The sequence below is a fragment of the Robertmurraya sp. DFI.2.37 genome (assembly GCF_029211245.1).
Lineage (GTDB): Bacteria > Bacillota > Bacilli > Bacillales > Cytobacillaceae > Robertmurraya > Robertmurraya methanolica_A.
The window spans coordinates 78,089-103,829 of sequence record NZ_JARGEJ010000007.1; the positions used below are offsets into that span (position 1 = coordinate 78,089).

Here is a 25,741-nt window from a genome sequence, read left to right on the forward strand (position 1 = left end):
ATGTTGTGGCGACTCCTATAGAAAGTGCTCGATGCCATGGACATGGACTGAGCGGCTCGGATTCGCCATTGAAAAGGCACTATTTGTAGTGGAAATCAACAAGGTAAAAAACAAAAAAAGAAGAGCCAAAGCTAAGCTTGTGGGACAACTTCTTCTTTTTTTGTTTATATGTAGGTGGTCACTTTTGCCTTCCTTTCTGCGCTTATCCTAAAAAGCGTGTGAAACCATGGTTTCACCAGAAATAAGCTAAAAATCACTTGCAAAGATTTACCTGAAAAATAATCATGGAATAAATGATTTTGTACAAGCATAGTTTGTCATAAGACTGATTAAAAGGGTGGTTTTATGACATATATTATCGAAAATGCCAATTTGCTAAAGAACGACAGGCTTGAGCAAAACTCCTTGCTGATTAAAGAGGATCGCATCGATTCGATTAGACCCTCCTTCGAAAGGTTCTCCTATATGAGAGTGAACGCAAGCTCTTTTGTAATGACGCCGCCCCATGTTCTCTTTTGCCCTCAATTTCCATCGAGACAGTCATTTCAAGTTATGAAAAAATTTTATATTGATGAACTTATTACAAAAGGAAGTACAATGTTTTTAACTTATGTGGAAATAGATAAGGAATATTTATTACAACCTGCTTTTGACAATATGAAGACAGTTCTTTTAAATAGTCCTATTGATTATACGATAGGGGTGAAAATTCCACTCCGTCTTCTAACGACGAGCTTTTTAATAAAATGCAAGCGGGCTAAAATTCCAGCGATATTCGTTGAAGTAGAAGATGAGCAGGAGCTTAAGGAAATTCCATGGGGATGGCTGAGGGAGGCAATGTTTCCTTATAATAGTCCACTAATTCCTATATTTGTAGCGGAAACCGAAAAGCAAAGAGAGCAGGTAGGAGTGTATTGGCAAGAGCTATTACATATGGAGAAGATCCCCTTTATCGGACACGAGTTAAAAGAGAATGTCCCGATTTCTCGAGAGGATTTATGCAAACTGGGTATTTATCCTGTAAAATCAGGTTTACATCATGGTGGGGAAGTTAGCTATAATCTATATTTAAAAGATGATTTGGATCATGGAACTTGTGAAAAAGAGCTGTTTTTGCAACTAAAGGAGCGTTTGCTTGTAACCGTCCATAAAGGAACAGTTATACGTGCAGGCAAAGATGTCCAATTTAGACCGGGGTTTGGTGAGCATGTTGTGATCAAGATTCCAGCTTTTTTTAAAGTTAATTAATAAGCCTTATTGTGAGTAGAATTTTGTAAATTCCACTATAATGAAGATAAGTGGTTAAATTATAAAACATCTCATTTGACTTTTATAGAAATAAGCAGTTTAAATAAGTAATATTCTTGCCTTTTTATTTTGTCGTTGTTGATTATAAAATGGTCGTATGTAATTTAAAATAGGATTGTGAAAGGGTTGCTAAATGGAAAAAATCAGTAAGATCATTACATTATTGGAAAACGGTCAGCATGAAGAAGCCTTACAAAAATATGAAGCAATACTAAAAGGCGGAACAAATGATGAAAGGCTCCTTCTAGGAGAAGAATTATTTCAGTATGGATTTTTAGATGAAGCAAAGTCATTATTTGAAAGGCTTCATAAAGCATATCCTGAAGAGGGAGAAATTCTTGTAACGATGGCTGAGATTTGCCTTGAACAAGGGAAAGAGGATGAAGCCATTCAAACTTTAGATAAAATAAAAGAAACTGATCCGAGTTATCCGGAAAGCTTGCTATTACAGGCGGATTTATACCAAATGGAAGGACTGTATGAAGTTAGTGAACAGAAGCTACTAAAGGCAAAATCCGTACTACCGGATGAAGTGATTATTGATTTTGCATTAGGAGAGCTCTATTTAGAGCAGGGAAGATTCATCGAAGCCATCAAATCATATGAAAGAGTTGTACCAGTTGAACAAGAAATAGCAGGAGTCAATATTAATCAAAGGCTTGGTGATGCTTATAGTGCAGGCGGTGCTTTTGAAGAAGCCCTTCCTCATTATGAAAAAGCCTTGGAAGCTAGTTTAGAAATTAATACCCTTTTTCATTATGCCTTCACAGCTCTTCAGGCGGGTATGAGTAAAACTGCTATTGAGAAATTTTCTGAACTGAAAGAACTTGATCACGAGTATCATTCTCTCTATCTTTATTTAGCAAAAGCGTATGAGAGAGAAGAGGAACTTGAATTAGCATTTGAGACGGTTCAAGAAGGACTACGTTATGATGAATATAACAAGGATTTGTACTTCATTGGTGGAAAGCTAGCACTTAAACTTAACAAAGAAGAAAGAGCAGAAGAACTCTTGAGGCAAGCTTTAGTTCTCGATCCGGAATTTATTGAGGCTGGCATAACGATTAATAAATTATTTCTCCATCAAGAGAGATATGAAGATGTGCTAGAGATCGTGGCTATTTTTGAATCAAGTGGAATCGAAGAGCCGCATCTAATTTGGGATGAGGCAATTTCATTACAAAACTTAGAAAAATATTCACAGGCATTAAACAAATACCAACTTGCATATAATTTTTTAAAGAACGATCAAGAGTTTCTCGCGGATTATGGATACTTTCTAATTGAAGAAGGAAAACGAGAAGAGGCTGCCGAAATATTTAATGTATTACTAACAAATGATCCATCAAACGAAGATTTCGCAGAAGTAGTACAAAGGCTGTCTGATGAAAGTTGAGCCGTCTAAGAAGGATACAGATCCGTTTGCAGCCAACGTAACGATCATTCAAAATTAATAAAAAATAGTTGTACGCAGAGGAGGGAAAATGATGAAGACCCCTGTATCTGTCAACGAGAAAAAAGATTTTATTCGCTGGTTCCTTAATCATTATCAACTGAAGAGACGTGAATGTGTGTGGATTTTAAATTATTTAATGAGTCATGATGGACTTATGGAAAAAGTGCATTTTGTTGAGCAGGCTCAATACTGTCCACGCGGTTTAGTAATGTCGACGCACTGTGTTGATGAGGTACCGTTCCGTTTTTACAAAGAGAATGTCATGACAACAGATGCAGAGAAATCTTTTCACGATATTCGCCTGAATAGGGACGAGGAAATATTTATTCAGCTTAATTTTCATGCATCTAATAAAGCGCATCAATACGCTGCTGTTTTGGAAGAGAATCCTTTCATGCCCAAAAGTCTGCAAATCAGTGAAAAGGATCGTCTTATCGCAGAAAAATTTCTGTCATCTACACTGAAAAATTTTCAACGAGAAAAATTGCTTCATTTAATTGATGAGGCTTTAGACAATCAGGATAAAGCTGCCTTTGAAGAGTTAACAAAAAAACTTAACCGACTAAGGTAGACCTAAATGTTCTGAAAAGAATATCAATGTGGAAGCTGTGTCAAAAGGTTGTTAAAATGACCTTTTTGATATCAGCTTTTTCTTTTTAATTTTTAAATAGCAAACCTTTAGCTTCTTAACGATTCTCGAAATGGAGCTCGATGATTTCAAAAAAGTTGCTAGATGATTATCATATTTTAAGTTTGTTTTCTTGATTGCAGTAAAACGCGACGACTTCTATGGGAAGCGGCTTGGCAAGGTTCACGAAGAAGATTGACCTGAAGGAAAATCGTCAAGACGAACAAACCGGACAAACCGGACAAACAAGAGATGTCCAAAAAAAGCAATACGTTTGAGAATCGTAAAGAATCACCTTTGTCCAGCCACCGTTGAAATGGTATGATAAGAAAGAATTAATGAACTTGGAGTGATGGGAATGAAATGGGTTTCTAAAGATATGGATATGTATTTGGGGGCGAAGGAATACGTTGATACGGTTGTTCTACCGCTACTGCCGATCTCGTTTGGCGAGGATTTAAAACAAACTGCCTCGATGACAGAGTTTATTTCACTTTTAACGATTCCGCTTGAGCGCCAATTTAAAGGAAGACTCATGATGCTTCCGGGCTATACATATTTAAAAAGTGACTCTGATAACAGCCGTCTTCAGGTAATAAAGCACTGGGAGTCAGAGTTCATAAAAAGTGGGTTTAAACATATTATTTATATAACATCCGACAGCGGGTGGAGAACAATAGAAGATAAATGTGAGGGCACGGTGATTTGGCTACCGTCTCTTCCATTGGAGAATATGGATGAAAAGTATCGAAATTCCATCCTAGAGGATCAAATTGGCCAATTGATTCATTTATTTGTGAAAAAGTGGCAAAATAATGACTAATAGAGATTTTAATCACTGAGTTCCAATCCTTTAGCGATTTATTATATTGACCTAAAGTATAGATTGATATATCATTGTTATGTCCTAGTTTTATATTGTGCCTAAATTATGTCCGTTGGACTACCATTTCATGATAGAGGGGGGAAAGGTATGAGCAAACAACGCGTAACAAGACGTCAATTCCTAAACTATACACTTACCGGTGTAGGTGGATTTATGGCTGCAGGAATGTTAATGCCAATGGTCCGATTTGCAGTTGACCCTGTTTTGAAACACAATGCAGCTGGTGATTATGTTGTCACGAAACAAAAGATTGATGAAATAACGAATGAGCCAGTTCGCGTGGATTTCTCATTTGAACAAAAAGATGCTTGGTACACTTCAGAAGTAACAAATACTGCATGGGTATACAAGGATGAGAATGGTGAAATTGTCGCACTATCTCCAGTTTGTAAGCACTTAGGTTGTACAGTAGACTGGAATACGGATGCAACACACCCTGAACATTTCTTCTGTCCATGTCACAATGGACTTTATACAAAAGATGGTGTAAACGTGCCTGGTACACCACCGGCAGCGCCATTGGATGTATATCCATATAAAGAAGTTGACGGTTATTTAGCTTTAGGTAAAGCAGAACCGCGAAAGGGGGCGTAATGATTGTTAAATAAGATTTATGATTGGGTAGATGAACGTTTAGATATTACGCCTTTGTGGCGGGATATTGCAGACCATGAAGTGCCTGAACATGTAAACCCTGCACATCATTTTTCAGCATTTGTTTACTGTTTCGGTGGGTTAACGTTCTTTGTTACTGTTATACAAATTTTATCTGGTATGTTTTTAACGATGTACTATGTTCCAGATATAAAAAATGCTTGGGAATCAATTTATTATCTGCAAAACGAAGTGGCTTTTGGACAAATTGTCCGTGGAATGCATCACTGGGGTGCTAGTTTAGTTATCGTCATGATGTTTTTACATACGTTGCGTGTTTTCTTCCAAGGAGCTTATAAGAAACCACGTGAGCTTAACTGGATTGTTGGAGTACTTATCTTCTTCGTCATGCTTGCCCTAGGTTTAACGGGCTATTTATTACCATGGGATATGAAAGCGTTATTTGCAACAAAGGTTACGATTACGATTATCGAATCAGTACCATTTATAGGTGAGTACTTGAAGATCCTGATTGCAGGACATTCGGATATTATTGGTGCACAGACCATTACCCGATTCTTTGCAATCCATGTATTCTTCTTACCTGCTGCATTGTTTGCATTGATGGCTGCCCATTTCATGATGATTCGTAAACAAGGTATTTCAGGTCCGTTGTAAAATCATAAATGCGCATGATTTCTGAATGACTTAAAGGAGGGGATTGTTCAATGCATCGTGGAAAAGGTATGAAGTTTGTGGGAGATTCACGTGTCCCAGCTTCAGGTCGAAAACCGAATATTCCAAAGGATTACTCGGAATATCCTGGTAAAACAGAGGCGTTTTGGCCAAACTTTCTTTTAAAAGAATGGCTAATCGGTGCTGTTTTTCTCGTTGGATTCTTATGTTTAACTGCGGCGCATCAGCCACCGCTTGAAAAAATAGCAGATCCAAGTGATACAGCATATATTCCATTACCTGACTGGTACTTCTTATTCTTATATCAACTATTGAAATATTCATTTGCATCAGGTCCGTACAATATTATTGGTGTACTTGTTATTCCAGGGCTTGCATTTGGTGCGTTATTATTGGCGCCATTCCTTGATCGAGGACCGGAGCGACGCCCATCTAAACGTCCATTAGCAACTGGTTTCATGCTTCTTGCTGTTGCTGGTATTACCTATTTAACTTGGGAATCAGTAGCACATCATGATTGGGAAGCTGCGAAAATCCAAGGTCAAATTGTTGCGGAAGCAGAAATTGATACTGAATCAGACGGTTATAAAATCTTTGAAGCAAATGGCTGTGTTACTTGTCACGGAGGAGACCTCCAAGGTGGAGCAGGTTCACCGCCACTAATTGATACAGGATTAACGCCAGAAGAAGTAGCTGATATTGCTAAAAATGGCCAAGGAGCTATGCCAGCTGGGTTATTCCAAGGTACTGATGAAGAGCTACAAATACTAGCTGAGTTCATCTCTACTCTTGAAAGTGAATAATGTTGATGTTAAAAAAGCTGACGATTTGTTCGTCAGCTTTTTTGACGAGGTTTTAGAAGTTTTCGTAGTTTAGAGCAAAAGCCTAATAAACATCAAGTACCAATAAGTTTTTCACAAGCTGTGTTAAGTTAATTGGGGGCCTGCACTGTCATTCCTTGTCTGAAAAATACCCTTTATCATTTGTACGGTGATGAGCACGGGGGAAAGTTTTGATTAATGCCAACAGGGACACAATTCGAGCTTTCATTCACGTGCTTTGATTCCTGTTTAAGTGCTTTTTTAGAGCATTGATCAGTTTGTTTTTGGAGGAAATATGGTACTATAAGAAAGATGTGGAAATAAATGAGGTGAATATACTTGAAGTTAATCTACTCCATTTTAGCAAATCGCTCCATTTTATCATTACTTCTGATTATTAATTTCATCGGAACAGTTTACGGCTACTATTGGTATAAAAACCAGTTGGCAGATACTCCGCCGATTTTTCTACCATTCGTACCTGATAGTCCTACAGCGAGTCTTTTTTTCTTATTTGTGCTACTTGCTTTTTTATTGGGGAAAAATTGGCCGTTATTCGAGACATTAGCATTGGTCACGCTCTTTAAGTATGGCGTTTGGGCTGTCGTTATGAATGTAATCGTTTTTATCGTGGCAGGAGAGATTGACGAAGTGGGAATGATGCTCGTTCTTTCGCATGGAGCGATGGCCATTCAAGGGCTACTATATGCTCCATTTTACCGTTTTAAATTATGGCATCTTATTGTCGCTGCAATTTGGACATTACATAATGATGTGATTGATTATGTGTTTTTTATGATGCCTAGATATCATATGCTTAATGATTATATTCCACAAATCGGTTATTTTACTTTTTGGTTAAGTATTGTTTCAATTGCAATTGCCTATTATTTCGGATTACGAAAAGACCGTTTTACACTCCAAATTAAGTGAAATGGCAGCTACATCTACTAATATTTTTGGTCTAACCTTGTCCAACTTCACATACCATTTAATAGTAATGTGAGGAGGGACAGGTATGAAGCTGAAAGCTGCTATATTTTTTATTGTAATTCTTATAGTTGCACCAGTAACGATACAAGCAAACCATCATATTTCCTCTATTGAAAAGCTTGATCAAATTTCTGATGAAGCTCTACAATTGGTGAAGTCTTCAAGATATGACGATGCAAAAAAACTTCTTGAGTATTTTTCTAATGAGTTTCTTGCCTATACAATGGAAAATCATGGTTTCTCAATAGATGAACTACGGATTGTAACCCTTGCCCAAAATGAAGCAATTGAAGCAATGGGGAACGGCAGTATGGATCATGATGAGCGCATCAATCGAGTAACGAAATTTCGTCTTGCAATAGATGCGATTACATCAACGAATCAACCTTTATGGACGGAAATGGAAAGGCCGATGATGGCAGTGTTTGGAGGAATGAAGGATGCTGCGTTGCAAGGGGATGCGGCAAATTTTCATTCACATCTAAATTCGTTTCTATCTTTATATGAAGTCATTTATCCAAGTATGAAGCTTGATGTACCTGTGCAAAGAGTTCAACAAATTGATGCAAGAATTCATTTTATTGATGAGTATCGACCGCAAGTATTAGCGGAAGAAACAGGGTTGCAGGAATTAGTCGCATTGGAAACAGATTTAAGAGATTTGTTTAATCAGATGTCTGAGGATGAAGCAGATCCATCTCTTTGGTGGGTGATCATAACAACTGGCAGTATTATTATTGTTACATTATCCTATGTCGGCTGGAGAAAATACAGAGGAGATAAGGAACGGGAAAGAGCAAAGAAGCGGATGTAACGGGTAGAAACATGGGGCTAAATCATTGACTCCCAATGAAATCCTCTTTACAATATAATTAAGCATATTATCCTTATGTTTTTACTGGTAATGGAAAATATGACTAGTTGTAAAAAAGCCAATGTGAAACAACTCATTGTCCGTATTTGAGTAAAAAAAAAATCTAACAACAAAGGTAATGGAGGAATAAAATTAATATGGGATTTAGCTTTTTAATTTATTTTGCCCTGATCATTTTAATCCCGATTTGGGCCCAGTTGAAAGTCAAAGGCGCTTACAAGAAGTATTCACAGGTTCCCTCTTCATCGCATATGCGTGGGGCTGAAGTTGCAAGAAGAATTCTCGATACGAATGGTCTTTACGATGTAACGGTTGAAGAAACAAGAGGACAATTAACAGATCATTACGATCCCCGTTCAAAAACTGTTCGTCTCTCTTCAGAAAATTATCATGGGCATTCTGTTGCAGCTGCAGCAATTGCAGCCCATGAGGTAGGACACGCGATTCAAGATCAAGTCGACTATGCACCACTGCGTATTCGCCATTCTTTAGTTCCAGTAGCAAATATAGGCTCCAATTTTTCTTGGATTCTCATCATCATCGGAATGCTAGCAAGCTTGTCTAATCTAGTGTTGCTTGGTATCATTTTTATGGCAGCAGCAGTCGTGTTTCAACTAGTTACATTACCAGTGGAGTTTAACGCTTCAAATCGGGCTATGGATCAAGTTGTTTCACTAGGGATCATTCGAAATGATGAAGAAAAAGAAATCCGTAAGGTTTTGGATGCCGCTGCTTTAACATATGTTGCCGCAGCAGCAGTCGCTGTATTAGAACTATTACGACTTATTTTAATCTATACAGGAATGCAAAGAAGCGAATAGATACGAAAAAGACAGCCTTTGGCTGTTTCGGAGTGTAGACAAACTCGAAAATCATCGAGTTTGTCTACACTCTTTTTTAATATAAAAATAGTTTAAGTTGATTGGACTGGAAAATGACATCTTCGCAGACGGATCCATGCTCCGAATGCGTCAGTTTCTGTCCTGGTTTAGATTATCTTTCAATCGGTTTTTTATTTTCATCAAGGGTGAAGCCTTCGCCAAGTACATCATGAACGATACTGACAGAAACAAAAGCATGGGGATCGACAGATGTAATTAAATTTTTTAATCGGACTATTTCATTCCGTCCGACCACACAGTATAATACTTCGCGCTCCTGTTTGGTGAATGAGCCGTGCCCCTTGAGGACGGTAACCCCCCGATCCATTTCTTTCATAATTTTCGCCGAGATATCTTCATTTTTATCTGATATGATCATCGCACCTCTTGCAGAATAAGCTCCTTCCTGCATAAAGTCGATCACTTTGGCTCCAACAAAGACAGCTACTAACGTATACATCGCTTCTCGGTGCGATAAATAAAAAATAAGAGATAAGATAATAACGACAGCATCAAACATAAACATCGTTTTGCCCATGCTCCAACCGATGTATTTTTGAGCAAGTCTTGCGATAATATCGACACCGCCAGTAGTTCCGCCATAGCGGAATATGATTCCTAATCCAATGCCGATAAAAACGCCGGCAAACAGAGCAGCAAGCGCTAAATCATCGTTTAACGGAATCGTAATAAATGGATAGCGTTGGAATAACCAGAGGAAGATCGATACACTTATCGTACCAATGATTGTATAAATAAATACTTTTCGACCTAGTAGTTTCCAACCTATAAAAAATACAGGGATATTTAAAATTAAATTTGTGTAGGATGGGTCAAATTTATAGAGAAAATATAGCAATAGGGTAATTCCGGTGAAGCCTCCCTCTGCTAAATTGTTTTCCATATTAAAGTGGACGATGCCAAATGAAAAAATGGCAGAGCCAATTAATATAAAGAAGATATTTTTCAGTTTAAGTCCAAAGGGCATTTCAACATTCCTCTCTTTCGCATACTACTCCTTCAAAACGCTTTAATTATAAGGGAAGCCATTAAGAATGGCAACAACTGGGGAAATAAAAAATATTTGTAAAAGCCATTGTTATTATTTAATATTAACTTTAATGATGAATGTTTAATGACTGACATATTTAGGAGTGGTAGTAATATGAGCCGAAATAAATCCATTAAGGAGATGCAAGCGGAAGTTGATACATACATTGCTCAATTTAAGGAAGGTTATTTCAGCCCTCTAGCGATGCTGGCAAGGATGACGGAAGAACTAGGGGAGCTAGCTCGTGAAGTTAATCATTATTATGGTGAAAAACCAAAAAAATCATCTGAGGACGAAAAAACGATTGAGGAAGAATTAGGTGATTTACTCTTTGTGATCACTTGTTTTGCTAATTCTCTTAATATTGATTTAGAAGAAGCACATGATCGAGTAATGCACAAATTTAATACGAGAGATAAAGATCGTTGGACAAGGATAGAACAAACAGAGGAGTGACGCGAAATGAAGAAAATAAAAGTAATAATAGCTGGTCCAAGAGGTAGAATGGGGAGAGAAGCAGTAAAATTAGTTGAAACAACCGAAAATTATCAACTCGTTGCTGCGATAGACTATAAATATGATGGTAAGCTGCTACAAGAAATAGAAGGTTTTCATGCTTTAGAAGTACCTGTATTTGGGGATATAGAAAAATGTTTTTCTGAAATTGAAGCAGATGTGTTGATCGATTTAACGACACCAGAGATTGGGATGCACCATACAAAAACAGCGTTATTGCACGGTGTTAGACCGGTGGTGGGAACAACAGGGTTTTCAAAAGAAGATTTAGCCGAGCTCCAAGCCACTTGTGAAGAGAAAGAGCTAGGCTGTATTATTGCCCCTAATTTTGCCATTGGAGCAGTTCTAATGATGAAGTTTTCTCAAATGGCGGGGAAGTACTTTGAAGATGTTGAAATTATCGAGTTGCATCATGATCAAAAACTTGATGCTCCTTCAGGGACAGCAGTGAAAACTGCCGAAATGATTTCCGCAGTCAGAGAACAAAAATCTCAAGGGCACCCTAATGAAAAAGAAACGATGCAAGGTGCTAGAGGGGCTAATTTTGAAGGGATGCATATTCATTCCGTGCGCTTACCTGGTTTAATAGCGCATCAGCAGGTGATGTTTGGTTCTGATGGACAAACACTCTCGATTCGCCACGATTCCTATAATCGTGCTTCCTTTATGTCGGGAGTCAAACTTGCGGTTGATACAGTCATGAAAATAGATACATTTGTTTATGGCCTTGAAAATATCATCGAATAAGTAGACAGTTTAATGAAATTAAAGCAAAGCTTATACTTAAATAAAGTCGCGTGAAGTAAAAAAAATGGGGGATTTCACAAAAATTGTGAAAAGAGTGAATAGGAAAGAGGAGATAGCGATGAATATTGCATTAATTGCCCATGATAAGAAAAAAGACGATATGGTGCGCTTTGTCATGGCGTATGAAGAGATTTTAAAAGATCATACGCTATTTGGAACAGGAACGACAGGTTTGAAAATTATGGAATCAACGAATTTAAAGGTTCATCGATTTCAGTCAGGTCCACTTGGGGGAGATCAAGAAATTGGTGCCATGATAGCGAATAATCAAATGGATGTCGTCTTATTTTTTCGAGATCCACTAACAGCTCAGCCACATGAACCAGATGTTTCTGCTTTAATTCGATTATGTGATGTCTATTTAGTTCCACTTGCAACTAATATGGGAACTGCGGAAGTGATTATTAAAGGTTTAGAGCGCGGTGATCTTTCTTGGCGTCAGATCATTGCAAAACGAAATGGTGAAGTGAATGAATGAACAATTGGATATTTTAGCTTTTGGAGCCCATGCGGATGATGTTGAAATCGGCATGGGTGGAACAATTGCAAAATATACATCATGCGGTAAAAAGGTCGGTATTTGTGATTTAACACGAGCTGAATTATCTTCCAATGGTACGGTAGAAGGAAGGCTTGAAGAAGCTAAGAGAGCAGCGGATCGATTGGGAGTAAAAGTTCGAGAAAATCTCAATTTACCCGACCGGGGATTGTTCATGTCTGAGCAGTTAATCCAAGAGGTGGTTACGCTCATTAGAAAGTACCGACCTAAGGTGGTGTGTACTCCGTATCATCTTGATCGTCATCCCGATCACGGGAACTGTACAAAGATTGTAGAAGAAGCCTTTTTCTCCGCGGGAATTCGAAAATTGAAAACAGCTCAACAATACGCTCCTTACCGTCCAAATAAGCTTTTTTATTATATGATTAACGGGTTTCATAAGCCTGATTTCGTCATAGATATATCGGATTTCATGGAACGAAAATTAGCGAGTTTAACTGCTTATGAAAGTCAATTTCAAAGAGGTGCTGAAACAGTGGAGACTCCTTTAGTCAATGGTTATCTTGAATCGATCGAGGCGAGAGAAAGGTTGTTCGGGAAAGAAGTTGGAGTCAAATATGCTGAAGGGTTTATCACTAAAACCCCCATCTTGCTAAACAGGGATTTATTAGGAGAGCACGAATGACAAAAAAATTAAAGATAGGAATTACTTGTTATCCAACGGTTGGTGGATCAGGAGTGATTGCGACTGAACTTGGAAAGATGCTTGCTGAAAAGGGACATGAAATTCATTTCATTTCCTCAAGTCTTCCATTTCGGTTAAAAAAAATGTATCATAATATTTTTTATCATCAAGTTGAGGTAAATCAATATTCAGTTTTTCAATATCCACCATATGACATTGCTCTAGCAAGTAAAATGGCTGAGGTCATTAAACGAGAAAATTTAGACATCCTTCACGTTCATTATGCGATTCCACATGCGGTTTGTGCGATTTTAGCAAAGCAAATGAGCGGAAAGGATATTAAAATTGTCACAACACTTCATGGGACTGATATAACGATTCTTGGCTATGATATGACCCTGACCGATGCGATTCGATTTGGGATCGAAAAATCAGATGCAGTTACAGCCGTTTCGAATTCTTTAATAAAACAAACATATGACCTTATAAACCCAGATAAACCAATTGTTCCAGTTTATAATTTTATTGATGAACGAGTGTATAGACGAACAGATGCTGATTATTTAAAAGAAGAATTTGGGATTGCAGAGGATGAAAAGGTCATGATCCATGTTAGTAATTTTCGTCCCGTAAAAAGGGTACCCGACGTTGTGAAGTCTTTTGCAAAAATAGTGGAGCAGATGAAAGCGAAGTTGTTACTCATTGGTGATGGACCTGAAATGTCCGTTGTCTCAAGATTGGTAGATCAATTAAAAATAAAAGACAAGGTTCTTTTCTTAGGAAAGCAAGATAATTTAGAAGAGCTTTATTCAATTAGTGATCTGATGCTTCTACTCTCGGAGAAAGAAAGCTTTGGCCTTGTCGCATTGGAAGCAATGGCTTGTGGTGTCCCATGTATTGGTACAAACATCGGCGGTTTGCCAGAAGTAATAATAGATGGTGAAACAGGTTATATCTGTGAATTAGGAAATATAGAAGAAATTGCACAAAAATCTTTGCATATATTAGCTGATTCAACGGTACATAGACGTTTTTCGCAATCATCGATCGCTGCGGTTTGTGAGCGATTTAAAGCGAATTTAATTGTAAAGCAATACGAAGATCTTTATTACGAAACTATTCAAAAAGGTGAAAAGTAATGAAACCACCCTTTCTAAAAGCCCTACCGATTTTAAACAAATTAGAAGCTGCCGGATACGAAGCCTATTTTGTCGGAGGGGCAGTCCGTGATTTTTTGCTGGCCAGACCAGTCGATGATGTTGATATTGCAACTTCGGCGACTCCTGAGGAAGTGAAGGAAGTATTTCCGAAGACGGTCGATGTAGGAATTGCACATGGTACTGTTGTAGTTCTATATCAAGGAGAGTCTTATGAAGTCACAACTTTTCGCAGTGAATCGGAGTATGCCGATTTTAGAAGGCCAAATGAAGTCACGTTTATCCGTTCTTTAACAGAGGACTTGCGGCGACGGGACTTTACAATGAATGCGATTGCTATGAATAAGAATGGGGAGCTGATTGACCCATTTGCTGGGCAGGCAGCAATTAAGGCAAAGATGATAAAGACGGTAGGTAATGCTGGTGAGCGATTTCACGAAGATGCTCTTAGAATGATGCGAGCGATTCGTTTTGTCAGTCAACTTTCATTTTCTCTTGAAAAGGAAACGTATAATGCTTTAAAGGAACATAGTAAGTGGTTAGGAATGATTGCAGTTGAACGAAAGACGGTTGAATTTGAAAAGCTGTTAAATGGGGAAAATTATCAACACGCAATAAAGCTCCTTATAGATACGGGACTTTATCGACTTTTACCAGGGTTTGAAGATAAACAAGAAGAATTGGCAGCATTTTCACAGTTTGATTTATCAGGACATTTTGCGATTAGCGAGTATTGGGTTTTACTTCTTTATCATTTTCATTTACCGAGAAATAACGTCGAGGCTTTTTTAAGAGCTTGGAAGCTTCCAGTTAAGCAAATAAGAAGAGTGAAGCTTGGATTAAGTTTGCTTATTCAACGCCTTGATCATGAATGGAAATTAGAGGAGCTCTACCACGCTGGCAAAGAATCTGTAATTCGGACAGAAAAGCTTTTAAATATTTTACAAGGTCGGAATATTGATACCAATATTGATGAGCTAGAAGAAGTATGGCAACGGTTGCCGCTCAAAGAGAGAAAAGAGTTGGTCATAACTGGACAACATTTATTGGAATGGTATCAATTACAAGGCGGACCGTGGATTGAAGAAAAGCTGCTGGCAATAGAAAAAGCAATCATTAACGGAGAACTTGAAAATGAACAGGTATCCATAAAGGAGTGGCTATTTGCATGCAGTCAACCTTAAGGAAAAAACTGCTTGACGCATTTACTGAGCATGAAGGCGAATTTCTATCAGGGCAATATTTAGCTGATTTGATGGGCTGTTCGAGAACTGCTGTATGGAAACATATTGAAGACCTTCGCAATGAAGGCTTTGAGCTTGAGGCAGTAAGAAGAAAAGGTTATCGCATTATCCAAAAGCCTGAGCATGTGAGCGCAAATGAGATTCGATTAGGGCTAAAAACCATGCTCATCGGTCAACAAATTCACTACAAAGAATCGGTGGATTCAACACAAAAAGTCGCTCATCGACTTGGCTTGGAAAACGCTCTTGAGGGAACGGTTGTTATCGCTGATGAACAAATAGGTGGAAAAGGGAGAATGGACAGAAGATGGCATTCACCTAAGCATACAGGCATTTGGATGAGTGTCATCTTAAAGCCACAGATTCCACTTCCGATGGCACCGCAACTGACGCTCTTAACCGCAGTTGCGGTCGCTCAAGCAATTGTTGAAAATACAGGGCTTGAGCCGCATATAAAATGGCCCAATGACCTTTTAGTTCATGGCAAGAAAGTGACAGGTATTTTAACAGAATTACAGGCTGAAGCAGATAGAATCCACTCAGTCATTATTGGAATCGGAATAAATGTTAATCAAGCGGTAACAGATTTCCCAGAAGATTTAAGGTCAGTTGCAACCTCCCTTTCAATAGAAAAAGGGGAGCATATTAATCGTGCTAGTTTAATTCAAACGATATTTTTAAAGCTTGAAAAGCTTTATCTACTTTATTTGGAAAAAGGATTTCATCCTATTAAACTTCTTTGGGAAAGTTACGCAATTAGTATTGGCAAAACAATAACCGCACGCACGTTAACTGGAAATATAACGGGAAAGGCTCTTGGAATCAACGAGGACGGTGTATTGAAAATCGAAGATGAAAATGGTGTGATTCATAGTATCTACTCTGCTGATATTGAGCTAGGATAAAGAAATTTCCTAGCTTTTTTATGATCGAGTGTATACGAACATAATGATTCTGCTTTTATCTGTTTTTAACCTAAACCTAAGCAATCCAGTTAGTAGAATAAGGAAATTGTAACCTTCAACGTTGTATTTCTATATGATTCACATCAATGAATCATGATCGTGAATAGGTGAGTTCTTTTATGCTAGGTAATTGTGCTGAAATTTGCTATAATTTTTTATGTGGGCAGTATCATTTTTGAACTGCACCTTGTTTAAGACGTTGTTTAAATGAATAATTATCTGCCTAGATCCAAACGGACAGGGACAGAGGGATGAAACAAGAATATGTTACAAAGGGATCCTTCTGTGTTTTTTTAGGATTCCTTTTTTGTTTATCTCCTCTTCCGACTCAAAAAGGAGGAAAATGATGAGAAGTACAACTGATTTTCAAAAAATGAAGCAAGAGCATGATAAAATTGTTATGCTGACGGCTTACGACTTTCCATCAGCAAAGTTGGCGGAACAAGCTGGTGTTGATGTCATCCTTGTTGGTGATTCCCTTGGAATGGTCGTTTTAGGCTATGATTCAACTGTTTCTGTGACAATGGAGGATATGCTCCATCATGGAAAAGCAGTAAAAAGGGGTGCGAAAGATACTCATATTATTGTTGATATGCCCTTTATGAGCTATCATTTATCAATTAAAGATACGCTTTTAAATGGAACAAGGCTTATTCAAGAAACAGGTGCTAATGCAGTTAAGGTCGAAGGCGCTGATGAAGTGGTAGACCATATAAAAGCATTAACAAGAGCAGGAATTCCTGTCTGTGCTCACCTAGGCTTAACCCCGCAGTCCGTTGGAGTGCTTGGAGGCTATAAGGTGCAAGGGAAAAGTGCTGCAGCAGCAAAAAAGTTAATTGAGGATGCAAAAAAGTGTGAAGAAGCAGGTGCATTTATGCTTGTTCTTGAATGTGTACCAAAACAATTAGCAAAAGAAATCTCGCAAAGTTTGTCGATCCCAACAATCGGTATTGGAGCTGGATCTGAGACTGACGGTCAAGTGCTCGTGTATCATGATATTTTAATGTATGGTGTCGAAAAATTACCTAAATTTGTAAAGAAATATACAAATTTGAATGAGGAGATTCAAAACGGGATAGAACACTATATTTCAGAGGTAAAACAGAAAAGCTTTCCCTCTGATCCTTATAGCTTCATGATGAAGGAAGAAGAAATGCTGGCGCTTTATGGAGGTAAAGAATGAAGATTATTACGAATGTTACCGAAATGCAAGCACTGGCGAAAGAGTTAAAAAAAACAAATTCAATTGGCTTTGTTCCTACAATGGGTTACCTACATGAAGGACATTTGCAGCTTATTAGAAAAGCACGTGAAGAAAATGATATTACCATTGTCAGTATTTTTGTCAATCCGCTTCAATTTGGTCCAAATGAAGATTTTGCTACGTATCCGCGTGATTTTGAACGGGACGTCAGCGTTTGCCTTGAAGAGGGGGTTGACATTATTTTTAACCCTTCCGTTGCGGAGATGTATCCTAAGCCCTTGTCTGTAAAGGTGTTAGCTCAAGCGAGAACGGATGTGTTATGCGGTAATTCAAGACCGGGCCACTTTGATGGGGTAGCAACGGTGTTGACAAAGCTATTCCATTTAATTTTACCTGATCGAGTTTACTTAGGGATGAAAGATGCCCAGCAAGTTGCCGTCGTCGAAGGGCTGATTGCAGACTTCAACTTTCCAATTGAGCTGATACCAGTTCCAACTGTCCGTGAAGAGGACGGATTAGCAAAAAGTTCTCGAAATGTAAATTTAATGCCTGAGGAAAGAGAACAAGCTCCTGAAATATATCGAGCGTTGCTAGCGGCAAAAAATAAGATCGAAGCAGGTGAAAGAAGTATTGAATCACTAGTGACAATGATAAGAAACGATATTACCCAAAAAACGAGTGGAACGATTGATTACGTTGAAATTTATTCTTTTCCGGATCTCCAAACGATTGAAAAGGTGAAAGGAAAAATCATTATTGCGATTGCTGTTCAATTTACTAAAGTTCGTTTAATCGACAATATGGTCTTATCTATTGAGTAGGAAATTGTTTAGTCCAATGTAAGGAATGGGGGAAGCATCGTGTTTCGAACGATGATGAATGGAAAAATTCACCGTGCCCGTGTGACAGAGGCGAATTTAAATTATGTGGGCAGTATTACAATTGATGAAGAAATTTTAGAAGCAGTTGGTATGGTAGCAAATGAAAAGGTGCAAATCGTTAATAACCATAATGGAGCAAGGTTTGAAACCTATATTATTCCTGGTAAAAGAGGAAGCAGGGTAATATGCATCAATGGCGCTGCTGCTAGACTTGTACAAGAAGGAGACGTCGTCATCATTATCTCCTATGCATTAGTGGCAGAAGAAAATATTCATGCACATCAACCAAAGGTTGCGATTATGAACGAGAAGAATGAGATCGTTGAAATGCTTCATGCAGAGCCAGAAAAGACGATAATCTAACAAGTAAAAGCCTTAAGCAACTATACTTTTTTACCGTATAGTCTCGTTTAAGGTTTTTTCTTTTTTAGCAAACTAACTTTAACGGTCACTGTGGCTCGAAAAAACTTAATAAACAGTTGTCTCTTACGTTTAATCGAATTTTACCTTAATCCTATTCTTGAAAAAGCTCTGTTAAACAATCAACAACAGAGTCTTGAAAAAAATTTAACCTGTTTGGCGATGGTGGCATTTACTTTTCAATCGCTTTTCTGTTTGCTACTGTTTATGATAAAGTGAAAGCAGCGTTGCATAACGGTATTTATAACTATAGTATAAAGCTATGCTGAATTATATGGTTAATCATGTATTTTCGGTTCATTTTAGCTCTGACTCAATGAAATGAAGGAGAAAATAAGCTTTTTCCGAGCGTTTCTTCAAGTCAGCGCCATCTTTTAGCTATGCTGAAAGTCATAAGAAAGCAAAATTTCTCACGAAATCAACTTTGGCAAATATAAAAAAGTACTCCTTCAAGTTTAGTTTGAAGGTTAGAGGTGTATAGAATTGAGTAACAAATTTGTGGTAGTAGATTTAGAAACAACGGGAAATGCTCCAAAGAAAGGTGATAAAATTATCCAATTTGCAGCCGTTGTTGTTGAAAATGGAAAAATTACAGAGCAATTCTCTTCTTTTGTTAATCCAGGAAGAGAGATACCGCTTTTTATAGAAGAATTAACAGGACTTAATGACGAGATGGTTCAAGATGCACCAGATTTTTCTGAAATTGCTCCGAAAGTCTTAATGCTCCTTGAGGATGCATACTTTGTCGCCCATAATGTCTTATTTGATTTATCATTTCTTCAAGAAGAGTTAATCGAGGCAGGATACGAAGGTTTTTTAGGTCCGGTTTTGGATACAGTGGAAATGGCTAGATTTTTGTTCCCGACATCTGATAGCTACAAGTTAAACGAACTTGCTATTCAAGAGGGATTGAATCACGAACGACCCCATCAAGCAGATAGTGATGCATATGTTACAGCGGAATTGTTATTGATCCTATTGAAGCGACTTTGGCAGCTTCCGAACTTAACCCTTCATCAACTACTAAAGCTTTCTGGTGGGTTGAAAAGTGATGTGGCATTATTATTAGATGATCTCATTATCGAAAAAGAACGCAGTTTAGAAGAATTACCTTTTTCATTAGAACGACATCGTGGAATCATGCTAAGGAAATTAGAAGAACGTGAAGAGTTCAATTATGATCCATCAGTTCCATATCCTGAAAGCGATGAGGAAAAAGAGAGTTTATTTCAGGGAGCGTTTCAAGGGTATGAAAAACGAATTGGGCAATTTCAAATGATGGACACTGTTTTTAAGGCTTTTACAAATGAAAAACATGCTCTAATTGAAGCTGGGACAGGCGTGGGAAAGTCGATGGCTTATTTATTACCAGCGGCAATCTTTGCTAGTGAACGTCGTGAAACGATTGTCATTAGTACGCATACAACCCAGCTGCAGGAGCAACTGTTGAATAATGATATTCCATTATTGCAAAAAATCCTTCCGAACAAACTTAAAGCAGTGATGTTAAAAGGAAGAAGTCATTATTTGTGCTTGGCAAAATTCGAACAATCGCTTCAAGAAGACGATGATAATTATGATATTAGTTTGACGAAGATGCAAATTCTTGTCTGGCTTTTACAAACTGAAACAGGCGATCGGGATGAGTTGAACTTATCGAGCGGAGGAATGCTTTTTTGGGGTAAAATAAAAAATGATGACAGTACTTATTTTCAGCAGAGGTCATGGATAAAATACGATTACTATTTAAGAGCGCGTAAAGCATCGCAGACGGCTAATTTCATCATTACAAACCATTCCTTTTTATTGACTGATCTTGTTGCTGATACAGCGATCCTCCCCTGTTATGATTACTGTATTTTAGATGAAGGACATCATTTTGAGAAAGTTTGTGGGAAATACTTTGGCCTATCCCTTGATTATTTACATATACGACTTTTACTCAGTCAATTTGGGCAATACGAACAAAAGCAATTTCATTATGAGCTGGAGCAGATTTTGAAAGAAAAAGGCACTGAATTAACAGCAGAAACAATTCATGCTTTTGAAGTAAGCCAACTTTATAATGAATTAATGGATGAAATGGATCAGTTTTTTAGAACTGTAGCTCATGTAGCAAAAAAACGAGTAAAGAGCAGTGCGCTGACAAATAAAGTAACGTATCGCTTAATAACGGATGGGGTTAATCAAGATTGGGCGCCGATCCATTCGACTGGGGAAAGATTTTACTTTTGCTTAAAAGACTTTGCTGCGGCCATTAAGCAATACGTGGAGGCTTTTACGAAAAAAGAACTGCAGCTTTCAAATCCGCAAAAATTGCTGATTCAGGAGGTTGCCACATTACAAAAAGAATTAGAGACCGTATGCGAAACGATTAAACAACTGATTTTATTTCCCATGGACGAGTTCGTTACTTGGGTTGAAGTGGATGTCAGATCTGCTCAAAATTCAACAACCATTTTGGGGCAACCCATTACAATCGCTTCCCAGCTTAGAGAAGAATTTTTTCTGCGTAAAAAAAGTGCAGTAATCACTTCAGCGACATTATCGGTAAAGGGCTCTTTTCAATATATGCTAAACGAACTGGGACTAGACAAGTTTGACTGTTATATACAACAAATTGAATCCCCATTTCCTTATGACAAGCAGGTTCAATTGGTTATTCCAAATGACTTACCGGAAATTAATACGGTATCAATTGATGAATATGTTGCAGCCATTACGGAACACATTATATCCATTGCTGAAGCAACAAAAGGAAGAATGCTTATTCTCTTCACTTCCTATGAAATGTTAAGAAAAACGTATAATCTGATGAAGGAGAGCGGGTTGCTGGAAGACTATATTATAATGGGGCAAGGAATCACGGCAGGAAGTAGAACGAAGCTGACAAGGAATTTTCAACGCTTTGACAAAGCGATTCTTCTCGGTACTAGCAGCTTTTGGGAAGGGATTGATATTCCTGGTGAAGATTTATCTTGTCTTATTATGGTACGATTGCCATTTTCTCCGCCAAATGAACCGCTTACAGAAGCGAAATGTAATCAAATTAAAGAAAATGGTGGAAATCCCTTTTCAGAGCATTCATTGCCAGAAGCGATTATTCGTTTCAAACAAGGGTTTGGCCGATTAATTCGCACAAATCAGGATCGCGGTTTTGTTGTCATTTTTGATAAACGGATCTATACAACGTCTTACGGAAAAGCGTTTCTGCAATCTATTCCAACAGTGCCTGTGAAAAAATTAAATATTAACGAAACCCTTGATTTAATTGAAAATTTCCTTTAATTTTTGAACACGTGACGATAACATTCAAGAAAATACCGCGCTGCATAAGCGCGGTAGAAGTGTGTGTGGACTAAAAGTTATTTTAATTTTGTGAAAGGGGTAATTCTTTTTTATTTAACCTGTTATAATATTGCTAATGAAACGTGCTGAGAATGGGCTAAATTTCTGTCAAAAAGCTGACGTTTTCTTAAGATTATTGTTACCTAAAAGCCTTGCAACTATGATTAACAAAATATGTGTTTAGTGAGGAGAGTTTGTGATGGAAAGTAAAATTGAAGTTTTGTCGACGATAAAAATCCAAAATAGTCCGGATTTATACAAAATTGTCGATTCACTTAACCGAACGTTAAAAGATCAGGATTTAATGTTTGGATTAGCTCTTGATCAAAACGATCAAAATAAAGCTGTATTTACTATTTATCGTACATAAAGAGGGATTTGTATATGAAGAAATGGATTTGGTTAGCAAGTATTGGTTTAATTGTGCTGCTCGGTTTAACGATAAATATACTTTTAAATTCTCTGAAACCTTTGCACAACGCTGAAGCTAAAGCAGAGGAAATTGCTTTAGCAGAAACAAATATCGTACACGTGACTGATTTTACCTTATATAACGGTACGAATAGTTATTATATTGTAAAAGGAATGGATCAATCGGGGGAAAAACTCATTGCATGGATTCCAGAAGAAGAAAAAAATCGTAAAATAATTGTTAGGAATGAAGAAGATGGACTAAGTAAAGAAGCTGCGATCGACAAGCTTTATCAAAGTAAGGAGCCTGATGAAGTTGTGTCAGTTAAACTCGGAATGGAGAATCAAATTCCGCTTTGGGAAATTTATTACCGTTCAAATGATGAATTGATCAATTATTATTATATTGATTTTAAAACAGGCGAATGGTTAAAAGATATACAAAACTTATGATGGTTATTGGGAGGAATTAGGAAATGGAAATTCAACTGGCTCAAAGAGTAAAAGCATTAACCCCCTCTGCAACTCTTGCGATTACAGCAAAAGCAAAGCAGTTAAAAGCTGAAGGCCATGATATTATTGGTCTCGGGGCGGGAGAACCTGATTTTAACACACCGAGGAACATTATTGAGGCAGCTTCTGTTTCCATGAATGAAGGACATACGAAATATACTCCTTCAGCAGGGCTTGCTAAATTAATTGAAGAAATCGTGAAAAAATTCAAAGCTGATCAAGGAATTGAGTATAAGCCAAATGAAATCATTGTGACTAGTGGCGCAAAACACGGATTATATACTCTTTTTCAAGTTCTTCTCAACAAAGGGGACGAAGTGATTATTCCTGTCCCATACTGGGTTAGTTACCCAGAGCAGGTAAAGCTGGCAGATGGTATTCCAGTATTTGTCGAAGGACTTGAAGCAAATGATTTCAAGATTACCCCTGAGCAACTTTCAGCAGTCATTACAGAGAAGACAAAAGCAGTTATTATAAATTCACCTAGTAACCCAACAGGGATGGTTTATACTCGTGATGAGCTATTAGCTCTAGGTGAAATTTGCTTACAAAAAAATGTTCTTATTATTTCCGATGAGATATATGAAAAGCTTATTTATGGGGAAAATCAGCATATATCCATTGCCCAATTATCACCACAATTAAAAGAGCAAACGATTATCATCAATGGGGTTTCGAAATCCCATTCGATGACAGGATGGAGAATCGGCTATGCAGCAGGTAATTCCACTATCATTAAAGCAATGTCAAATCTTGCAAGTCACAGTACCTCTAATCCAACTACTACTGCTCAATACGGGGCGATTGAGGCTTATGCAGGACCACAAGCACCTGTTGCAGAAATGAAAGAAGCATTCGAGCATAGGCTCAATGTCATTTATGATCAGCTTGTTGCTATCCCTGGGATTTCATGTATTAAACCGCAAGGAGCATTTTACCTTTATCCAAATGTTAAAGAAGCAGCGAAACTAACAGGGTATGAGAACGTTGATGACTTTGTAGAAGGACTTTTAGAAGAGGCAAAAGTCGCTGTTGTTCCAGGTTCTGGTTTTGGAACACCAGATAATATTCGTCTCTCCTATGCAACATCTTTAGAATTATTAGAAGAGGCAGTGGCAAGGATCCACCAATTTGTTAAAAGCAAAATATAAATTGGTTCAGAGCGGGCAGGCTAAATACGTCTGTCTGCTTTTTTCTGAAGTCTACTAAAGAATAATTGAGCGATAATGGTCAGCATAGGAATTGTACCGGTAAGCGCAATCCTACACTTTCTTTATTGATTGTCCAATTTTGTAACGGTATAATAAGATGAAGTGCATTTTAATTGATTATTTATTGAAAATGAAGCTTTTAAGTACATATAAAAGCAAGTGGGTAAGTTTTGGAGGGAAATGACAAGTGATGAAAACAACGATTTCAGAAGTACACAAATATGTAGAACAGGAAGTCAAAATTGGAGCATGGATTGCGAACAAGCGTTCCAGCGGAAAGATTGCCTTTTTGCAGTTAAGAGATGGAACTGGCTTCATACAAGGAGTTGTTGTCAAGGCAGAAGTATCTGAGGAGTTGTTTCAAGCTGCGAAATCTGTGACACAAGAATCATCTGTGTATGTGACAGGGGTAGTTCAAAAAGATGAACGTTCTCCGCTAGGGTATGAACTTCTTGTAAAAGGGCTTGAAATCTTACATCAGGCCGTTGATTATCCGATCACCCCAAAGGAACATGGGACAGAATTTTTAATGGATCATCGCCATTTATGGCTACGTTCACGTCGTCAACATGCAGTAATGAAAATTCGCAATGAAATTATTCGTGCGACATATGAATTTTTTAATGATAAAGGATTTTCAAAGGTGGATCCACCCATTTTAACAGGTAGCGCTCCTGAAGGAACGACGGAGCTTTTCGCAACAAAATATTTTGATGAGGATGCATACTTATCTCAAAGCGGCCAGTTATACATGGAAGCGGCGGCAATGGCTCTTGGAAAAGTATTTTCATTTGGACCGACTTTTAGAGCTGAGAAATCAAAAACTCGTCGTCATTTAATTGAGTTCTGGATGATTGAGCCTGAAATGGCCTTTGTTGAATTTGAGGAAAATTTAGAAGTACAAGAACAATATGTTTCTCACATCGTTCAATCAGTGCTCAAAAATTGTCAGATTGAGTTAAAAACATTAGGTAGAGATACAACCAAGCTTGAAAATATAAAAGCACCATTCCCGCGCATTAGCTATGATGATGCAATTGCATTCTTAAATAAAAAAGGTTTCGACGATATTAAATGGGGGGATGATTTCGGTGCTCCTCATGAAACAGCGATAGCGGAACATTATGATAAACCTGTATTTATTACAAAATATCCAACAAGTCTCAAACCCTTTTATATGCAACCAGATCACGAAAGAGAAGATGTTGTATTATGTGCGGACTTGATTGCCCCAGAAGGCTATGGTGAAATTATTGGGGGTTCTGAACGCATCCATGATTTCGATTTGCTGAAGACAAGAATTGAGGAGCATAATTTGCCACTGGATGCTTATCAATGGTATTTAGATTTAAGAAAGTACGGATCAGTTCCACATTCCGGCTTTGGCCTTGGACTTGAGCGAACTGTTGCATGGATTAGCGGGGTAGAGCATGTTCGTGAAACGATTCCATTCCCACGTTTGTTAAATCGTTTATATCCTTAATTTGATGTAAAGCTCGCTACTGAAGGCGAGCTTTGCTTTTTCAGACAGTTAAGGAAATGTGCGATTTGATCCTTCTTTTAAGGAGTGTACTTAGCTTTTGCAAACAGCTTAAGCTATCATCAAATGTTCATTTTCGTGATGACCCTATTCGGTATGCTTTCCTAGAAGAAAATGAAAATGGCTCCCCTTTTTATACTAGCTTGACTAAT

The 25,741-nt window shown here is 37.8% G+C and carries 26 protein-coding genes; 25 read left to right on the top strand and 1 reads right to left on the bottom strand.

Going from position 1 to position 25,741, the window contains the following annotated elements:
• The first annotated feature begins 345 nt into the window (after window positions 1-345).
• The 10 genes from PZE06_RS05985 (at window position 346) to PZE06_RS06030 (ending at window position 9,077) form a co-directional block, all read left to right on the top strand.
• Entirely contained in the window at window positions 346-1,248 is a 903-nt protein-coding gene (locus tag PZE06_RS05985; protein ID WP_150914754.1) for a hypothetical protein, read from the top strand.
• A gap of 193 nt (window positions 1,249-1,441) precedes the next feature.
• Window positions 1,442-2,704, top strand: a complete 1,263-nt coding sequence (locus tag PZE06_RS05990; RefSeq protein WP_150914753.1) for a tetratricopeptide repeat protein — start codon at window positions 1,442-1,444, stop codon at window positions 2,702-2,704.
• Window positions 2,705-2,795: 91 nt separating this feature from the next.
• Window positions 2,796-3,335 (top strand): ReoY family proteolytic degradation factor, encoded by a 540-nt coding sequence (locus tag PZE06_RS05995; protein WP_150914835.1) that lies wholly within the window; start codon window positions 2,796-2,798, stop codon window positions 3,333-3,335.
• Window positions 3,336-3,750: 415 nt separating this feature from the next.
• On the top strand, window positions 3,751-4,215 hold the full coding sequence (locus tag PZE06_RS06000; protein WP_150914752.1) for a YpiF family protein: 465 nt from the start codon (window positions 3,751-3,753) through the stop codon (window positions 4,213-4,215).
• Window positions 4,216-4,365: 150 nt separating this feature from the next.
• On the top strand, window positions 4,366-4,872 hold the full coding sequence (locus PZE06_RS06005; protein ID WP_150914751.1) for a Rieske (2Fe-2S) protein: 507 nt from the start codon (window positions 4,366-4,368) through the stop codon (window positions 4,870-4,872).
• Between the two features lie 3 nt (window positions 4,873-4,875).
• Window positions 4,876-5,550, top strand: coding sequence for a menaquinol-cytochrome c reductase cytochrome b subunit (gene qcrB, locus PZE06_RS06010; protein ID WP_019154288.1), 675 nt, complete (start codon window positions 4,876-4,878; stop codon window positions 5,548-5,550).
• 50 nt (window positions 5,551-5,600) lie between these two features.
• Complete coding sequence (locus PZE06_RS06015; protein ID WP_150914750.1) at window positions 5,601-6,371, top strand: menaquinol-cytochrome c reductase cytochrome b/c subunit; 771 nt, start codon at window positions 5,601-5,603, stop codon at window positions 6,369-6,371.
• Between the two features lie 357 nt (window positions 6,372-6,728).
• Complete coding sequence (gene lhaT / locus PZE06_RS06020) at window positions 6,729-7,322, top strand: lipoprotein heptaprenylglyceryl N-acetyltransferase LhaT (RefSeq protein ID WP_150914749.1); 594 nt, start codon at window positions 6,729-6,731, stop codon at window positions 7,320-7,322.
• Window positions 7,323-7,407: 85 nt separating this feature from the next.
• Window positions 7,408-8,196: a sporulation protein YpjB gene (gene ypjB / locus PZE06_RS06025; RefSeq protein WP_150914748.1), complete on the top strand. Its 789-nt coding sequence runs from the start codon at window positions 7,408-7,410 to the stop codon at window positions 8,194-8,196.
• A gap of 197 nt (window positions 8,197-8,393) precedes the next feature.
• Entirely contained in the window at window positions 8,394-9,077 is a 684-nt protein-coding gene (locus tag PZE06_RS06030) for a zinc metallopeptidase (protein WP_150914747.1), read from the top strand.
• Window positions 9,078-9,249: 172 nt separating this feature from the next.
• Here PZE06_RS06030 and PZE06_RS06035 read toward each other — a convergent pair whose 3' ends face one another.
• A complete protein-coding gene (locus tag PZE06_RS06035; protein ID WP_150914746.1) occupies window positions 9,250-10,125 on the bottom strand; it encodes a YitT family protein in 876 nt (291 codons plus the stop codon).
• A gap of 177 nt (window positions 10,126-10,302) precedes the next feature.
• Here PZE06_RS06035 and PZE06_RS06040 point away from each other — a divergent pair, with 177 nt between their 5' ends.
• From PZE06_RS06040 to asnS, 15 genes are all read left to right on the top strand, one after another.
• Window positions 10,303-10,644 (top strand): nucleotide pyrophosphohydrolase, encoded by a 342-nt coding sequence (locus PZE06_RS06040; RefSeq protein ID WP_150914745.1) that lies wholly within the window; start codon window positions 10,303-10,305, stop codon window positions 10,642-10,644.
• A gap of 6 nt (window positions 10,645-10,650) precedes the next feature.
• Window positions 10,651-11,451: a 4-hydroxy-tetrahydrodipicolinate reductase gene (gene dapB, locus PZE06_RS06045; RefSeq protein WP_150914744.1), complete on the top strand. Its 801-nt coding sequence runs from the start codon at window positions 10,651-10,653 to the stop codon at window positions 11,449-11,451.
• A gap of 118 nt (window positions 11,452-11,569) precedes the next feature.
• Window positions 11,570-11,989, top strand: coding sequence for a methylglyoxal synthase (gene mgsA / locus PZE06_RS06050; RefSeq protein ID WP_150914743.1), 420 nt, complete (start codon window positions 11,570-11,572; stop codon window positions 11,987-11,989).
• Window positions 11,982-12,695, top strand: a complete 714-nt coding sequence (bshB1, locus tag PZE06_RS06055) for a bacillithiol biosynthesis deacetylase BshB1 (protein ID WP_150914742.1) — start codon at window positions 11,982-11,984, stop codon at window positions 12,693-12,695. The genes mgsA and bshB1 overlap by 8 nt, the downstream gene beginning before the upstream one ends.
• Entirely contained in the window at window positions 12,692-13,834 is a 1,143-nt protein-coding gene (gene bshA / locus PZE06_RS06060) for an N-acetyl-alpha-D-glucosaminyl L-malate synthase BshA (RefSeq protein ID WP_150914741.1), read from the top strand. The genes bshB1 and bshA overlap by 4 nt, the downstream gene beginning before the upstream one ends.
• Window positions 13,834-15,036, top strand: coding sequence for a CCA tRNA nucleotidyltransferase (locus tag PZE06_RS06065; protein WP_150914740.1), 1,203 nt, complete (start codon window positions 13,834-13,836; stop codon window positions 15,034-15,036). Before bshA ends, PZE06_RS06065 begins: the two co-directional genes overlap by 1 nt.
• Window positions 15,021-16,001: a biotin--[acetyl-CoA-carboxylase] ligase gene (locus PZE06_RS06070; RefSeq protein ID WP_150914739.1), complete on the top strand. Its 981-nt coding sequence runs from the start codon at window positions 15,021-15,023 to the stop codon at window positions 15,999-16,001. Before PZE06_RS06065 ends, PZE06_RS06070 begins: the two co-directional genes overlap by 16 nt.
• Before the next feature lie 406 nt (window positions 16,002-16,407).
• Window positions 16,408-17,244, top strand: a complete 837-nt coding sequence (panB, locus tag PZE06_RS06075) for a 3-methyl-2-oxobutanoate hydroxymethyltransferase (RefSeq protein WP_150914738.1) — start codon at window positions 16,408-16,410, stop codon at window positions 17,242-17,244.
• Complete coding sequence (gene panC, locus PZE06_RS06080) at window positions 17,241-18,086, top strand: pantoate--beta-alanine ligase (protein ID WP_150914737.1); 846 nt, start codon at window positions 17,241-17,243, stop codon at window positions 18,084-18,086. The genes panB and panC overlap by 4 nt, the downstream gene beginning before the upstream one ends.
• A gap of 39 nt (window positions 18,087-18,125) precedes the next feature.
• Entirely contained in the window at window positions 18,126-18,509 is a 384-nt protein-coding gene (panD, locus tag PZE06_RS06085; protein WP_095306520.1) for an aspartate 1-decarboxylase, read from the top strand.
• Window positions 18,510-19,049: 540 nt separating this feature from the next.
• Window positions 19,050-21,854, top strand: coding sequence for an ATP-dependent DNA helicase DinG (dinG, locus tag PZE06_RS06090; protein ID WP_150914736.1), 2,805 nt, complete (start codon window positions 19,050-19,052; stop codon window positions 21,852-21,854).
• A 259-nt stretch (window positions 21,855-22,113) separates the two neighbouring features.
• The gene (locus tag PZE06_RS06095) at window positions 22,114-22,284 is read left to right on the top strand and encodes a YpmA family protein (protein ID WP_095306518.1); all 171 of its coding nucleotides are present in this window, start codon (window positions 22,114-22,116) and stop codon (window positions 22,282-22,284) included.
• Window positions 22,285-22,298: 14 nt separating this feature from the next.
• Entirely contained in the window at window positions 22,299-22,778 is a 480-nt protein-coding gene (locus PZE06_RS06100) for a cell wall elongation regulator TseB-like domain-containing protein (protein ID WP_150914735.1), read from the top strand.
• Window positions 22,779-22,801: 23 nt separating this feature from the next.
• Window positions 22,802-23,989: a pyridoxal phosphate-dependent aminotransferase gene (locus tag PZE06_RS06105; RefSeq protein ID WP_150914734.1), complete on the top strand. Its 1,188-nt coding sequence runs from the start codon at window positions 22,802-22,804 to the stop codon at window positions 23,987-23,989.
• Window positions 23,990-24,239: 250 nt separating this feature from the next.
• Window positions 24,240-25,532 carry an asparagine--tRNA ligase gene (asnS, locus tag PZE06_RS06110; protein WP_150914834.1) on the top strand — a complete coding sequence of 431 codons (1,293 nt, stop codon included), beginning with the start codon at window positions 24,240-24,242 and terminating at the stop codon, window positions 25,530-25,532.
• Window positions 25,533-25,741: the final 209 nt, after the last annotated feature.

What these genes read in the sequence shown, in the direction of transcription:
- PZE06_RS06070 (WP_150914739.1), top strand. Translation starts at nt 15,021, where the DNA reads ATGCAGTCAACCTTAAGGAAAAAACTGCTTGACGCATTTACTGAGCAT.
- PZE06_RS06100 (WP_150914735.1), top strand. Translation starts at nt 22,299, where the DNA reads ATGAAGAAATGGATTTGGTTAGCAAGTATTGGTTTAATTGTGCTGCTC.
- panB (WP_150914738.1), top strand. Translation starts at nt 16,408, where the DNA reads ATGAGAAGTACAACTGATTTTCAAAAAATGAAGCAAGAGCATGATAAA.
- bshB1 (WP_150914742.1), top strand. Translation starts at nt 11,982, where the DNA reads ATGAATGAACAATTGGATATTTTAGCTTTTGGAGCCCATGCGGATGAT.
- PZE06_RS06065 (WP_150914740.1), top strand. Translation starts at nt 13,834, where the DNA reads ATGAAACCACCCTTTCTAAAAGCCCTACCGATTTTAAACAAATTAGAA.
- panC (WP_150914737.1), top strand. Translation starts at nt 17,241, where the DNA reads ATGAAGATTATTACGAATGTTACCGAAATGCAAGCACTGGCGAAAGAG.
- ypjB (WP_150914748.1), top strand. Translation starts at nt 7,408, where the DNA reads ATGAAGCTGAAAGCTGCTATATTTTTTATTGTAATTCTTATAGTTGCA.
- PZE06_RS06000 (WP_150914752.1), top strand. Translation starts at nt 3,751, where the DNA reads ATGAAATGGGTTTCTAAAGATATGGATATGTATTTGGGGGCGAAGGAA.
- PZE06_RS05985 (WP_150914754.1), top strand. Translation starts at nt 346, where the DNA reads ATGACATATATTATCGAAAATGCCAATTTGCTAAAGAACGACAGGCTT.
- PZE06_RS06095 (WP_095306518.1), top strand. Translation starts at nt 22,114, where the DNA reads ATGGAAAGTAAAATTGAAGTTTTGTCGACGATAAAAATCCAAAATAGT.
- PZE06_RS06015 (WP_150914750.1), top strand. Translation starts at nt 5,601, where the DNA reads ATGCATCGTGGAAAAGGTATGAAGTTTGTGGGAGATTCACGTGTCCCA.
- PZE06_RS05990 (WP_150914753.1), top strand. Translation starts at nt 1,442, where the DNA reads ATGGAAAAAATCAGTAAGATCATTACATTATTGGAAAACGGTCAGCAT.
- PZE06_RS06035 (WP_150914746.1), bottom strand. Translation starts at nt 10,125, where the DNA reads ATGCCCTTTGGACTTAAACTGAAAAATATCTTCTTTATATTAATTGGC.
- dapB (WP_150914744.1), top strand. Translation starts at nt 10,651, where the DNA reads ATGAAGAAAATAAAAGTAATAATAGCTGGTCCAAGAGGTAGAATGGGG.
- bshA (WP_150914741.1), top strand. Translation starts at nt 12,692, where the DNA reads ATGACAAAAAAATTAAAGATAGGAATTACTTGTTATCCAACGGTTGGT.
- PZE06_RS06005 (WP_150914751.1), top strand. Translation starts at nt 4,366, where the DNA reads ATGAGCAAACAACGCGTAACAAGACGTCAATTCCTAAACTATACACTT.
- PZE06_RS06040 (WP_150914745.1), top strand. Translation starts at nt 10,303, where the DNA reads ATGAGCCGAAATAAATCCATTAAGGAGATGCAAGCGGAAGTTGATACA.
- mgsA (WP_150914743.1), top strand. Translation starts at nt 11,570, where the DNA reads ATGAATATTGCATTAATTGCCCATGATAAGAAAAAAGACGATATGGTG.
- PZE06_RS06105 (WP_150914734.1), top strand. Translation starts at nt 22,802, where the DNA reads ATGGAAATTCAACTGGCTCAAAGAGTAAAAGCATTAACCCCCTCTGCA.
- PZE06_RS05995 (WP_150914835.1), top strand. Translation starts at nt 2,796, where the DNA reads ATGAAGACCCCTGTATCTGTCAACGAGAAAAAAGATTTTATTCGCTGG.
- asnS (WP_150914834.1), top strand. Translation starts at nt 24,240, where the DNA reads ATGAAAACAACGATTTCAGAAGTACACAAATATGTAGAACAGGAAGTC.
- PZE06_RS06030 (WP_150914747.1), top strand. Translation starts at nt 8,394, where the DNA reads ATGGGATTTAGCTTTTTAATTTATTTTGCCCTGATCATTTTAATCCCG.